Origin of the sequence: Rudaea sp. 3F27F6 (assembly GCF_005503555.1) — a bacterium.
GTDB lineage: Bacteria > Pseudomonadota > Gammaproteobacteria > Xanthomonadales > Rhodanobacteraceae > Rudaea.
This window is the reverse complement of record NZ_SCNG01000001.1, coordinates 1,333,153-1,346,978: the sequence shown is the minus strand read 5'-3', so window position 1 is coordinate 1,346,978 and position 13,826 is coordinate 1,333,153. Positions and strand designations below refer to the sequence as shown.

Below are 13,826 nucleotides of genomic sequence, written 5' to 3'. Positions count from 1 at the left end.
TGCGCGCGGCCGCAAGCATCGACATCGCTACCACGGAATACTTGAGGAGGAGAAGTATGAAGTCGCAGAACAAGATCATCCTGGGCGTCGGCAGCTTGAGTCTCGCGATCGCGCAATCGCTCGCCGCGGCGCCGGCCGATGCGGACCCTCTCGCCGCGGCCGCGGCCTCGGGCGGGACGTCGGAATCGTCGAATTCGGGCGGCAGTTCCGGCGTCGAGTTCGGCGGCTTCATCCGCTCCGAAACCGCGATCAACACGAACAAGGCGAACGTGCACAACCAGCTCGGCAACAGTTTCAACGGCGTGCCGATCGCGCGGCCGGTGATCCTGCCGCCGCCGAGCGGGACCGGCGTGCCCGACGTCGCCACGCGCATCGGCGGCAAGGACGACGCGAGCTTGAACATGCAGATGTTCCGCGCCCAGTTCGACGCGAAGATGCACTTCAACGACGCCCTGACCGGCGTGGTCAAGATGCGCATCCTCTACGATCCGGGCTGGTACGACGAATACAGCCCGGCCGCGTTCGGCAGCCATGCGGTTGGCAAGGTGTATCAGGACCCGAACTACTTCAAGTATTACACCGAGGGCCTCGCGCGGCCGAATCCGCTCGAATGGGCGGGATCGAGTTACATGGTCGACCTGCCGGCGTTCTTCCTCGAATACAACAACGGCCCGCTCAACGTGCGCCTCGGCAACCAGCAGATCGCCTGGGGCCAGTCGCTGTTCTTCCGCGTGCTCGACGTACCCGACGGCCTCGACCTGCGCCGCCATTCGATCTTCGACTATGCGCCCGAAGAATATTCGGACAAGCGCGTGCCGGCGCTCGGCCTGCGCGCCAACTACCAGTTCAACAACGGCTGGCTGCTCGACGGCTACGTGCAGAAGTTCCAGCCGTCGGTGCTCGGCAATCCGAACACGCCGTACAACATCATCTTCTCGCAGTTCACCGTGCACGACATGTACGCGAACTACAACGACAAGATGGATTTCGGCTTGCGCGCCAAGGGCGAGATCGGCGCGTTCGGCGTGCAGGCGATCTATGCGCACCGCTACAACCCGGACGGCGTGTTCCGCTGGACTCAGTCGGGCGTCGATCGCGGCATTCCCGCGGCGGGCGTGCCGGGCTCTCTGCTCGCGTGCACGCCGTTCGAGGCCGATCCGACCGGCGTCTGGTCGGCGAACGAATGGTTCAAGGGCGCGGCCGAGTCGCGCTTGAACGCGATCCAGGCGCTGCGCGCCGCGGCCAACGATTTTCCGTGCAGCCAGGCGCTGACCGGCGGGCCGCTGCCGCAGATCGGCCAAGGCACGGCGAGCGCGATCCTCAATACGTTCTTCCAGGTCGGCGGCCTCAACTCGGGCGGTCTCGGTTTCGGCGGCCTGCGCGGCCATCTCGCGCGCGAGTACAAGCAGGAAGACAACTTCGGCGGCGGCATCACCTACACCTTCTCCGGCGCGCCCGGTTCGATCACCGACCAGTTAATTCTGAACTGGGAAGTGCTGTACACGCCGAACCGCACCTTCACCGCGCCCGATCTCAACATCAACTTCCTCAAGACCAACGAGTGGGTGTCGAACATCTCGCTGGAAAAATACCAGCGCTTCTTCGACAACCTGCCGGCGACTTATCTCGTCGCCGAGTTCATGTACAAATCGAAGAGCGACCTGTTCGGCCGCTACACCGGCAGCCAGGACGGCGGCGGCTATAACGGCAGCGAGTTCACCAACGCGAGCGGCCACGGCGGCGGCTTCAAGGCCGTCGCTTTCGCCGTGCAGCAGCCTTTTCCGAACCTGGTCTGGCGCTTCGACCTGTCGGTGCTCTACGACCTGCAGGGAGGCGTGCTCGTGCAGCCGGCCGTGCGCTGGAAGCCGAACACGCAATGGACCGCGGAGATCTTCTACAACTACATCAACGCGAAGATCGGCGGCAACCCGAACAAGAACATGTTCGGCGCACTCGAATTCGCGAACGAGCTGAGCGTGCGCGTGGGCTACCAGTTCTGATCGCCCATTCATGACCGGCCGGTGGCGGAAGCGACGAGTGCGGACGACACGGGGAGGGAATGCAGGACGCGTTTCTCCCCGTGCTTTTTGCACCGGCACCGCCGCTTCGACGGCCCGCTTCCGGCTCGCGCTTATCCCGATCGGCAACAAACGCATGCACCCCATCCGCTATCCGCGCTCGCACAGCCGCCGCGTGTTTCTCGACAAGCTCGCGCGCGGCGTGGCCGGCGCGGGGGTGCTGATGCCGCTGTGGCAGGCGATCGAGGCGCACGGCGAGATCGATCGCGCCTATCCGCATGAACTGCTGTCGATCGAGGACTACACGCGCGGCGCGATCAAGACCGGCGACGAGATCAGCGCGGCCAACGTCGACAAGGTCAAGGATCTGCTCGAACCGGTGAAATACGAGCAGATCGCCAAGCTCGGCCGGCGCCTGCAGATCGTCAAGACCACGACCGAACTGATGCGGCTCGGTCCCTGGGAATATCTCGAAGCGACCGCGCGCAACCGCGGCCAGGCGCAGTTCGACAAGGACGGCAACGTCGTCACGCGCGACGGCAAGCCGTGGATCGGCGGCAATCCGTTTCCCGACGCGAACAGCGCGATCGAACTGTTCGCCGGCCTGACCATGAGCTGGGGCCGCCACGACGCGTCGTTCTACGCGGTCAAGGAAACCGACCTGCTCGAAGACGGCAATCCCGCCTACGAATACCAGTCGGGCTGGGCCGAACTGTCGCCGGTCGCGCGCACCGTGCTCGAACCGAAGCCGTACTGGCCGGGCCACGAAGACAAGCTGCGCTACCAGTCGGTGTTCTTCACCGCGCCGCAGAACGCGCGCGGCACTTCGTTCCTCAACATCTGGGCGTACGACCAGCGCGAGATGCCGTATCTGTGCGGCTATCTGCCCGAGTTCAAGCGCATCCGCACCTATCCGACCAATCAGCGCTTCGAAGGGCTGATGCCCGGATCGAATCTGTATCTGTCCGACGCGTGGGCCGCGGGCGATCCGCTCTACACCTGGGGCAACTACCGCATCGTCGGGCGCGGTCCGTTTCTCGCCGCCGTATCGGAAAACTGGAACGGCGCGCACGCGAACTGGGAACACGCCACGCACGGCGGCCCGAAAGGCAAGACGTTCTGGGACACCAAGGTCGAACTCGTGCCCGAGGCGATCGTCGTCGAAGCCGAGCCGGTCAAATTCCCGCGTGCGCCGGTGTCGAAGAAGCGCGTCTGGTTCGACGCGCGCACCGGTCTGCCGATCGGCATGGTCTCGTACGACCGCCGCGGCGAAGCTTACCGCTCGTTCGACGGCGCCTATGCGCTCTACGAGAACGGCGACCGGCGCTTCATGGACGGCGCGCATGCGTATTGGTCGTGGGCGCACGTGCATGCGTTCGACCTGCAAACCGGGCGCATGACCCGGCTCGAACAGGTGCGTGAGCTGCCGGGCGGCTATCGCAGCAGTGCAAACGATGCAGCGATCTACGACAAATATCTGACCAACGCGGCGCTGATGCGGCTCGGCTCGGCGTGACCTCGGTCGCAGTCGCACGCCGACTTTTTTCATGCCGGCGAAGAATGTGCAAAAGAACGATGCGGAAATACAAGATCGACGCCGCGCCCAAGGACGAGGATCGGCATACCCGATGGCAGTGAAGGCAACGAGGCGATGCTGATCAATATCGACAACGGCGGCACCCTGACCGACATTTGCGTGATCGACGGCGCGCGCGTGCATCGCACGAAAACGGTGACCACACCGTACGACTTGTCGAAGTGCCTGTTCGAGGGATTGAAGAAAGCATCGCGCGCGATCTACGGCGCCGACGACATCCAGCGCCTGCTGCTCGCGACCGACTACATCCGCTACTCGACGACCCAGGGCACCAATGCACTCGTCGAACGCAAGGGGCCGCAGCTCGGCCTGATCGTCGGCGGCGCACTGAGCGCCGCCGCGCTGAAGAACGACAAACAGGCGAAAGCCTTGTTCGCCGCCCTGGTTGGCGAACGTTGCGCGGTACTCGATATCGCGCTCGGCGAAAGCGAACTCGATCTCGCCGCGACGCGAGCCGTGACCCAGCTTGCCTCGCAGGGTGCAAGCCGCATCGTTATCGCGGTCGGCGGCGCGCAGCGCGAGGCGGTTGAGCGCCGCCTGCGCGCGATCCTGCTGCAGAAATTTCCGCAGCATCTGCTCGGCGCAGTGCCGCTGCTCTACTCGCACGAAGTCGTCGAGGACGCCGACGACGTGCGCCGCACCTGGACCGCGTTGTTCAACGCCTTTCTGCATCCGGCGATGGAGCGCTTTCTCTACAACGCCGAACACCGCCTGCGCGAGTTCAAGACGAAGAACCCGCTGCTGATCTTCCGCAACGACGGCCATTCGGCGCGCGTGGCGAAGACGATCGCGGTCAAGACCTATTCGTCGGGCCCGCGTGGCGGCGCCGAAGGCGCGAAGGCGCTCGCGAAACATTACCAATTCTCGCATCTGGTTTCGTTCGACGTCGGCGGCACGACCACCGACATCGGCGAAGTGCGCGACGGCGTCGTGCGCGCGAACCGCCGCGGCAAGGTCGAAAGCGTGGCGACGTCGTTCGCGCTCTGCGACGTGGAAAGCCACGGCGTCGGCGGCTCGTCGATCATCCGCGTCGATGCGGACGGCAAAGGCCGTAAGAAGATTCTGGTCGGTCCGGAAAGCGTCGGCAGCGCACCGGGCCCGGCCTGCTTCGGTTTCGGCGGCACCGAAGCGACGATCACCGACGCGTTTCTCGTCGCCGGGCTGCTCGATCCGGCGTCGTTCTTCGGCGGTGAATTGAATATCGACGCGGCGCGCGCGCGCGCGGCGATCGATGCGCACGTCGCCAAACCGCTCGGCCTTTCCGTCGAAGCGGCCGCCGCGGCGATGGAGGACGCCTGGATCGCCAAGATCGCAGCGGCACTGCAGCGCTATACGACGATCACGCCGAAGACGACGCTTGCCGCGTTCGGCGGCGCGGGTCCGTTCGCCGCGTGCAAGATCGCCGACGCGGTCGGCGCGACGCGCGTGCTGATTCCCGGCCTGGCCGCGGTGTTCTCCGCGTTCGGCATCGGCTTCTCCGACATCGCGCACGAATATGCCGCGCCGCTGGCCGACGCGAAGGCGCTCGACGCGACGCGCAAGCGCCTCAGCGAACGCGCGCGCCACGGCATGTTCGCCGAAGGTGTCGAACTGAAAGACTGCAAGCTGCATTGGCTCGTGCAGAACGCGCAGGGTGACGAAGTCGCGCTCGCGGCGAAGGACGCGAAGCTGCCGAAAGGTTTCACCAAGGACGCCTCGCTGATCCTGCATGCGGTGAAACCGATCCGCCATGCGGCGATGTCGGGCAAGTTCGGCGCGAAGGCGATCGCGGCAAAGTCGAATGCGACGCGTGCGCTGCACGCCGGTGGCAAGACGATCGAGGTGCCGCTCTACCGCGTCGAAGAGCAGAAGCCCGGCGCCGGTGCGATCGGCCCGGCCGTACTCGAAGAAGCGTTCTTCACCTGCCGTATCGATCCCGGCTGGCACTTCGAGATCAACGAAGCCGGCGACATCCTGCTGCGCAGAGAGGATCGGCGATGAGCGACAAGCAGCACGCCGCAAAGGTACCGCAAATGTTTTCCCGCTCACTGCTCACCGCTGACCGCTCTCGCGGAAAGTACGGCGAAACACGTAATCCAAGGCCCGCAACGCAATGAACGTCCTTATCACCGAATACCTGCGCATCAATCTCGACAGCGAGCAGTGGGAATGCCGGCGCTGCGGCCACGCGCACGGCAGCGCGCGCGAGAACTACAAGCGCGGCCTGCTCGTCTACGACCGCGATCCGCGCGAGATCCACAAGCCGCTGCTCGATCCGGCCAAGTACGAGCGCACCTATTCGCCCGACCCGACCTGGTGCCGCATCCTCGAATACTACTGCGCGTCGTGCGGCACGATGGTCGAGGCCGAATACCTGCCGCCGGGGCATCCGCCGCTGCACGACATCGAACTCGACATCGATGCGCTCAAGGCGCAGTGGAAAGATCGCAAGGAGGTCGTGGAACCGACGATCGGGCCCGATCTGGCTTTGGAAAAAGCGCTGCATAGGCGTGCGCTGCATAAGGAGCATGGGCATGCGCACTGATGGATTGTTGTCGCGGCAAGAGTCGTCGATGCGGGAGCGGTCAGCGGTGAGCGGTGAGCGGCAAAGGCAAAAAGCCGTCGGCCCGCTGCTTTGTTTTTCCCGCTCACCGCTCACCGCTTCCCCGCTCATCCGCGCCGCGCCGCGCGCGACACCGGAGCACCCATGAAACGCGTCTCCGTAGACATCGGCGGCACCTTCACCGATACCTTCGTCGTCTGGGGCGACCGCTACGTCGAAGGCAAGGCCCTGACCACGCATCACAATCTCGCCCTCGGTTTCAACGAGTCGCTCGGCGACGCCTGCACCCAGCTCGGCGTCGATACGCCGGCCCTGCTTTCGCAGGTCGATTCGGTGCGCTATGCGACCACGCTCGGCACGAATGCGCTGATCGAGCGCAAGGGGCCGCGCATCGGCGTACTCGTCACCACCGGTTTCAAGAGCACGATCCCGCTGTCGCGCGCGCGCGGCTACGGCGAAGGCCTGCCGGAAAGCGAGCAGATGGACATCCCGAATGCGCGGCGGCCGCAGCCGATCGTGCCGATTCCGATGATCCGCGAGGTGCGCGAGCGCGTCGACTATCTCGGCGCGGTGTTCTGGAAGCTCGACGAGGACGACGTGCGCCTGCGCATCCGCGAACTCGTCGACGCGGGTGCGGAAGCGCTCGTGGTCATGTTCACCAACAGCGTGGTCAACCCGGCGCACGAACTGCGCGTGCGCGAAATCTTCCGCGACGAGTATCCGGCGCACCTGCTCGGCGCGATTCCGATTCTGTTGTCGCATCAAGTGGCGGGGCGCAAGGGCGAGTACGCGCGCGGCACTTCGACGATCATGGACGCGTTCCTGCACCAGACCATGTATCACGGCCTCGGCACGCTCGAACTCAATCTGCGCGTGCAGGGCTACAAGAAGCCGATGCTGGTCAGCCACAACTCGGGCGGCATGGCCCAGCTCAATTCGACCGACGCACTGCAGACCGTGCACTCGGGTCCGGTCGCGGGCGTCGCGGCGAGCGAACATCTCGCCGCGGCCGCCGAACTCGGCAACGTCGTCGCGACCGATATGGGCGGCACCAGTTTCGATATCGGCATCGTCGATCAGGGCGGCGTCAAGCACTACGACTTCAATCCGGTCATCGACCGCTGGCTCGTGTCGATCCCGATGGTGCACCTGGTCACGCTCGGCGCGGGCGGCGGTTCGATCGCGCGCTACGACCGCATGTTCGACGCGGTCGAGATCGGCCCGCAGTCGGCCGGTTCCGATCCAGGGCCGGCCTGCTACGACCGCGGCGGCACCCAGCCGACGGTCACCGACGCCGACCTGGTGCTCGGCTATCTCGATCCGGCGCACTACGCCAACGGACGCATTCCGCTCAACCCGAAGCGCGCACGCCAGGCGATCGAGGATCATCTCTGCGACGAACTCGATCTCGACCTGATCGCAACGGCGAAGCTGATCAAACGCAATGTCGATGCGCATATGGCCAACGGCATCGCGACCGAACTGCGCACGCGCGGCTACGAGCCGAAGGATTTCACCATTCTTGCCTACGGCGGCAACGGCCCGCTGCATGCCTGCGGCATCGCCAACGCGCTCGGCGTCGGCCGCATCCTCGCGCCGCCGTATGCGTCGACGTTCTCGGCCTGCGGCGCGGGCAACGTCAACCAGATGCACATCCACGAGATGAGCACCTGGACCGTGCTGTTCAATCCGGCGACCAAGTCGTTCTTCGCCGACTATGCGAGTTTCAACCGCGGCGTCGAGGAGCTGGAACGTCGCGGCCGCGAAGACCTGCTGCGCCAGGGCATGCAGGCCGATGCGATCCGCTACCGGCTCGAACTCGATATGCGCTACGGCAATCAGCGCGTGCAGACCGCGGTCGTCACCGACCGCACGCGGCTCGACTCGCAAAGCGACGTGCTTGCGCTGATGGACCAGTTCCACCGCAGCTACGGCGCGCGCTTCGGCGAAGGCAGCCAGTCGCCCGAGACCGGCGTGCGCATCAACACGCTGCGCGTCTGCGCCTACGTCGAACAGCCGACGGTGAAGTTCGCCAAGCTCAAGCTCAACGGCGTTGTGAAACCGGCGCCCGCACCGGCGAGCCGGCGCAGCGTGCATTTCGTCGGCCACGACAAGGCGCTGGATACGCCGGTCTACGACGACGCGGCGCGCGCCGACGGCACGCGCATCGAGGGGCCCGCGATCGTCGTTACGCGCGCGACGACTTACTTGGTCGAGCCGGGCTGGACCTACCACGCCGTCGCCCAGGGCGGCGTCTGGTTCATCAAGAACGAGGTGGCGGCATGAATGTGCTGACGAAAGACGAAGATCGCGCGCTGCGCGAGAAATTCCTCGCCGACAACATGCTGTTCCTCGGCCCCGATCCGGAGATCATGCGCAATCATTCGCTGGCGCCGCGCACTGCGGCCGAAGACGACATCCTCGGCCGTGGCGTCGACAAGCACCAGACTCACCATATCCGCGGCCTGATCAACGCGGCGTTGTCCGAAGCGTTCACCATGGTCAACCAGATGGGCGCGGCGCCCGGCGCGAAGTGGGGCGACCTAGTCACCGGCATCTACACGAACTCGGGCGATCTGGCGATGATCGCGCCGCACGGCATCATCGCGTTCGCCGCGTGCTGCTTCTATCCGATCAAGTTCATCATCAAGTATTGGGTGAACGACGCGTCGGTCGGAGTCCGCGACGGCGACGGATTCATCCACAACGACGCGCGCTACGGCGGCGTGCACAACACCGACCAGTCGATGATGATGCCGCTGTTCTGGAAAGGCGAGCTGATCTGCTGGCTGTCGTCGACGATCCACGAGGGCGAGAACGGCGCCTGCGAGCCCGGCGGCATGCCGGCTGCGGCCGAGAGCAAGTACGACGAAGGCATCAAGATGTCGCCGTTCAAGGTCGTCGAGAACTTCCAGCTCAAGCGCGATCTCGTCACCTTCCTGCAGAACTCGGTGCGCGATCCCAAGCTGCAGCTCGAAGACATGAAGGTGAAGCTACACGCGGTGATGCGCCTGCGCGAGCGCATCCTCGCGATCCTCGAACAATACGGACGTGATGCGCTGATCGGCACGCTGCGCAGTCATCTCGAAGACGTCGAAGTAGAAATGCGCCGGCGCATCGCCGAGCTACCCGACGGCACCACGCGCGTGCTGCAGTTCATGGACTCGTCGCTGCGCGAGAGCGCGATGCAGAAGGTGGCCTGCGCGATTACGGTCAAGGGCGAGCGCATGACGCTCGATTTCCGCGGCAGCGCACCGCAATTCCTCAACCGCTGCGTCAACACCAACGTCGCCAGCTTCAAGGCCGCGCTGTGCACGGGCCTGCTGCAGAACATCTGGCCCGACCTGCCGCACACGATGGCGGTGCTGTCGCCGATCGAAATCCTCACCGACCGCAATTCGATCATGGACGCGGAAGGCGAGATGCCGCAGTCGATGAGCCTGATGCCGATGTTCAAGGCCTGCGTGGTCTGGACGATCCCGATGAACAAGCTCAACTACTCGGTGCCGCATCGCTACTCGGCGGTGATCGCTTCGCAGTACGACCAAGCCGCGACCTTCGTCTACGGCGGCCTCACCCAGCACGGCGACGTGACCGGCAATTTCTGTTCGGACATCAACGGCATGGGCCAGGGCGCGCGTTCGCATGCGGACGGCGAGCACAGCGTGTCGCCGGTGTTCGGTTTCATGGCCGACTCGGGCGAGCACGAAATCAACGAGGAAGACACGCCGATCATCCGCCTCGGCGCGCAGCGCCTGGCCAAGGACCGCATCGGCTGGGGCAAGTACCGCGCCGGCATGGGCTATGAGCAGATCGCGACTGTGCGCGGCACCGGCCTGTGGGGCTTCATGACCGGCTGCGAAGGCTCGAAATTTCCGTCGGCGCAGGGCCTGTTCGGCGGCTACTCGTGCCCGTCGTATCAGCTTATGAAGATCAAGGGCATCAACATTTTCGCGGAACTGGAAAAGAACCCGAAGGTGGTCGAGGTATTCGACATCGTCGAGCTGATGAACAAGCAGCCGATCCAGGGCGCCCAGTACAGCAGCAACGACATGGGCATGACCTTCGAGATCTGCAACGAAGGCGAGATCTACATGATCTGCCAGGGCTCGGGCGGCGGCTACGGCGACGTGCTCGAACGCGATCCGAAGCTGGTGATGAAAGATCTGGCCGAAGACCTGATGTCGCACGAGAACGCGCGCGATATCTACAAGGTCGTCTACGACGCGACGACCCTGGTCGTCGACGAGGCGGCGACGAAAGCCTTGCGCGACCGGACGCGCCGCGAGCGTATCAAGCGCGGCAAGCCGTTCGACGCGTTCTGCAAGAAATGGGTGACGAAAGAACCGCCCGCGCACATCCCGTACTACGGCTCGTGGAACGATCGCACGACGATCTACGCGACGAGCTACGGCCGCCGCGTTGCGATGCCCGCGGACGCGATCCAGGGCGCTTTCATGCTGAACCCGAAAGACCTGCGCATCGCCGAACTCGAAGCCGAGATTTCACGGTTGAAAAAGCCGCCTCGCCCTGCGAAAACGACGAAGACGCCCGCCGCCAAGGCCGGCGTCAAGAAAAAATCCAGATAAGAGAGGGAGTCCGATATGGCAGCAGCAAACAATGTGTTTCGCGTCGACGGCAAGGTCGCCCTGGTCACCGGCGCGGCGCGCGGCATCGGCGCGGAAATCGCGCTTGCGCTCGCTAACGCCGGCGCGGCGGTGCTCGTCACCGACCTGGCCGACGCCGGCGACACCGTCGCCAAGATCAAGGCCGCGGGCGGCAAGGCGGCCGCTCTCAAACACAACGTCACCGTCGAAGCCGAATGGGAAGCCGCGGTCGCTGCGGCCAAGCGCGAATTCGGCAGTCTCGACATCGTCGTCAACAACGCCGGCATCGAGACCGCGGCGCTGATCGCCAACTGCACGCTCGAAGACTTCAGCAACGTGATGAACATCAACGTCAACGGCGTCTTTCTCGGCGTCAAGCACGCGATCCGCGCGATGGCGAAGCCGAACGGCAACGGCGGTGTGATCGTCAACATGTCCTCGGTCGCTGGCTTGATCGGCACCACGGGCCACGTCGCCTATCACGCTTCGAAGGGCGCGGTGCGCCTGCTGACCAAGGCCGCGGCGATCGAATGCGCGCAGTTGCAGACTGGTGTGCGCGTGAACTCGGTGCATCCGGCAATCGTGCAGACCGAGATGGGTGCGAATTTCATGCAGCATCTGGTCGACCTCGGTCTCGCTCCCGACTATGCGTCGGCCGAAGCCGCGGTCAAGGCGATGCACCCGATCGGCCATTTCGGCGAGCCGGCCGACGTGGCCAACGGCGTGGTCTATCTCGCCTCCGACGCGGGCAAGTGGGTCACGGGCTCGGAACTCGTGATCGACGGCGGCTTGACGGCGATCTGAACGATGGGCGCGCTGACCGACCGCCTCGACGCAGGCACCGCCACCGTGTGGCTCGACAGCACGGACTACGCGGCGGCCCTGCTCAACAAGGGCGTCGTGCCGTGGCTCGACGTCGGCGAGTTCGTGTCCTTGCAGCGGCGCGCGCAGGGTCTGCTCAAGTCCGACATCGTTGGCCTGCATCTCGCACCGGCGTGCACCGCGTGGCTAGACGTGCACGCGGACTTGCGCACCGCGATGGGCGCCAAGTCGCGCGCCGTATTCGCATTGAAAACCCTGCTCGCCGACGAAGCATTGCGCGCGCACCTACTCGAACTCGCGAACGGCCTGCGCGCGAGTATGGCCGGCGCGATCTTTGCCCTCGTTCTGCCGTCGCCGCGCGCGTGGATCGCGATGGCGTATGCGCAGGCACACGGCGAGGCGGTCGAATCGGGCGACGAAGAAGCCGATTCCGCAGCGGTCTATCTCGCCGATTTTCTGCGCGGCTTCGCCGCGGCCGGCATCGACGCGCTGCTGCTCGAAGAAGCGCCGGGCTACGTGCCGCCGAATGCGCAGAGCGTGGCGCTGTACCAGGCCGTGCTCAACGTCGCCGACAACTATCGCTGGGATACGGGCCTCAAGGTCGGCGGCGCCATCGACGAGGCGACGGCCTGCGCGGCCGGCTACGCGGTGGCCGCAAAGCCGCCGGCCTCGCCGCGCTGCGGCGCCGTGCTCGACGCGGCATTTTGGAACACGGACACCGCCGCGCCGCCGACGAAGTTTCGTTACGCAACGATCCCGGCGGCGGCGAAACCGGAAACCGTGCTCGCGCGGCTCGCGACGCTGCGTTGAAAGAAGGGGAAAGGAAATGGCACGTCTCGACAACAAGATCGCCCTCGTCAGCGGCGGCGCACGCGGCCTCGGCGCGGCGACCTGCCACGCCTTCGTGCGCGAGGGCGCCAGGGTCGCGATCGCCGACATCGATCTCGCCGCGGCGCAGAAGCTGGCCGGCGAGATCGGCGCGAGCGCGAAAGCGTACGCGCTCGACGTGACCGACGAAGGGGCTTGGGACCGCGTCGTCGCGCAGGTGGTCGCCGATTTCGGCGGGCTGACCACGCTGGTCAACAACGCCGGCATCGGCCACCTCGCCTCGGTCGAGGACTGCACGTTCGAGCAATGGCGTGCGGTGCTCGCGGTCAACCTCGACGGCGTCTTTCTCGGCACGCGCGCCGGCATCCGCGCGATGAAGTCGCGCGGCGGCGGCTCGATCATCAATATCTCGTCGGTCTACGGCATCGTCGGCAGCGAGTTGACCGCGGCCTACAACGCCTCGAAGGGCGGCGTGCGCAACTTCACCAAGTCGGCCGCATTGCACTGCGCGAAATCGGGCTACGAGATACGCATCAACTCGGTGCATCCGAGTTTCATCTTGACCGACATGGTCACCGGCGCGGCCGGCAAACTCGCCGACCCACAGGCCTTTCTCACCGCGTTGATCGAGCGCCATCCGCTCGGCCGCTTGTGCGAACCGGCCGACGTCGCCCACGCCTGCGTGTATCTCGCGAGCGACGAAACGCGCAACCAGACCGGCATCGAACTCGTCGTCGATGCGGGTTACATCGCGCAGTGAGTGCCATGTCAAAGAACAGCTTGAATCACGGGGAACGCGGAAAGCATAGAGAAAAGAACGAGAGGAAGTCAGAGCAAAAATCTTCCGCTCTTCTCCGTATTTTCCGTGTCGACGTCTTTTGATTCCGCTCTGAATGGAGTGACCATGTTCAAGTACGAAATGGAGCATCTGTTTTCTTTTACCGGCAGCCTTGCGCCGCCCGAACTGATCGGGCCAGTGCCCGAAGGCATACGCGGCAACTTCTATATCACCGGCGGTGAAGTGAAGGGGCCGCGGCTCAACGGCAAGGTCCGGCCGGTAGGCTGCGACTGGTTCCATCTGCGCCGGGACGGCATCGGCGGCCCCGACGTGCGCACCACGATCGAGGCCGACGACGGCGCGCTGATCTATGTCGAATATGCGGGCTTTGCCGACATGGGCGAAGACGGCTACGAAAAAATGGCGCGCGGCGAACTGCCGGCGAAGCTGCCGTTGAAGAACCGCGTGTTAGCACGCACCGCGCATCCGCAATACCAATGGCTGCATCGCGCGTTCGCGATCTCGATCGGCGAGTTCGATCTGGCGACGCTGAGCGCGAGCTACGACGTGTACGCGGTGCGATGAATCATTCGCCGTCGTTGCAGACGAAGCCCGCAGTCCGGTTCTCGGATTG

Annotated in this window: 10 protein-coding genes; all 10 read left to right on the top strand. The window is 65.0% G+C overall.

Going from position 1 to position 13,826, the window contains the following annotated elements:
• Positions 1–56 precede the first annotated feature (56 nt).
• The 10 genes from FFS30_RS05755 (at position 57) to FFS30_RS05710 (ending at position 13,777) form a co-directional block, all read left to right on the top strand.
• Positions 57–2,000, top strand: coding sequence for a DUF1302 family protein (locus FFS30_RS05755; RefSeq protein WP_137912117.1), 1,944 nt, complete (start codon positions 57–59; stop codon positions 1,998–2,000).
• Positions 2,001–2,154: 154 nt separating this feature from the next.
• The gene (locus FFS30_RS05750) at positions 2,155–3,534 is read left to right on the top strand and encodes a DUF1329 domain-containing protein (protein WP_137912116.1); all 1,380 of its coding nucleotides are present in this window, start codon (positions 2,155–2,157) and stop codon (positions 3,532–3,534) included.
• Between the two features lie 135 nt (positions 3,535–3,669).
• Complete coding sequence (locus FFS30_RS05745) at positions 3,670–5,595, top strand: hydantoinase/oxoprolinase family protein (protein WP_137912115.1); 1,926 nt, start codon at positions 3,670–3,672, stop codon at positions 5,593–5,595.
• A 112-nt stretch (positions 5,596–5,707) separates the two neighbouring features.
• Positions 5,708–6,139 carry an acetone carboxylase subunit gamma gene (locus tag FFS30_RS05740; protein WP_137912114.1) on the top strand — a complete coding sequence of 144 codons (432 nt, stop codon included), beginning with the start codon at positions 5,708–5,710 and terminating at the stop codon, positions 6,137–6,139.
• Positions 6,140–6,301: 162 nt separating this feature from the next.
• A complete protein-coding gene (locus FFS30_RS05735; protein WP_137912113.1) occupies positions 6,302–8,443 on the top strand; it encodes a hydantoinase/oxoprolinase family protein in 2,142 nt (713 codons plus the stop codon).
• Positions 8,440–10,746 carry a hydantoinase B/oxoprolinase family protein gene (locus FFS30_RS05730; protein ID WP_137912112.1) on the top strand — a complete coding sequence of 769 codons (2,307 nt, stop codon included), beginning with the start codon at positions 8,440–8,442 and terminating at the stop codon, positions 10,744–10,746. Before FFS30_RS05735 ends, FFS30_RS05730 begins: the two co-directional genes overlap by 4 nt.
• Before the next feature lie 15 nt (positions 10,747–10,761).
• Positions 10,762–11,568: a glucose 1-dehydrogenase gene (locus FFS30_RS05725; protein WP_171014439.1), complete on the top strand. Its 807-nt coding sequence runs from the start codon at positions 10,762–10,764 to the stop codon at positions 11,566–11,568.
• A 3-nt stretch (positions 11,569–11,571) separates the two neighbouring features.
• On the top strand, positions 11,572–12,396 hold the full coding sequence (locus tag FFS30_RS05720) for a hypothetical protein (RefSeq protein ID WP_137912111.1): 825 nt from the start codon (positions 11,572–11,574) through the stop codon (positions 12,394–12,396).
• Between the two features lie 16 nt (positions 12,397–12,412).
• The gene (locus FFS30_RS05715; RefSeq protein WP_137912110.1) at positions 12,413–13,174 is read left to right on the top strand and encodes a glucose 1-dehydrogenase; all 762 of its coding nucleotides are present in this window, start codon (positions 12,413–12,415) and stop codon (positions 13,172–13,174) included.
• Between the two features lie 144 nt (positions 13,175–13,318).
• On the top strand, positions 13,319–13,777 hold the full coding sequence (locus tag FFS30_RS05710; RefSeq protein WP_137912109.1) for a DUF3237 domain-containing protein: 459 nt from the start codon (positions 13,319–13,321) through the stop codon (positions 13,775–13,777).
• Positions 13,778–13,826: the final 49 nt, after the last annotated feature.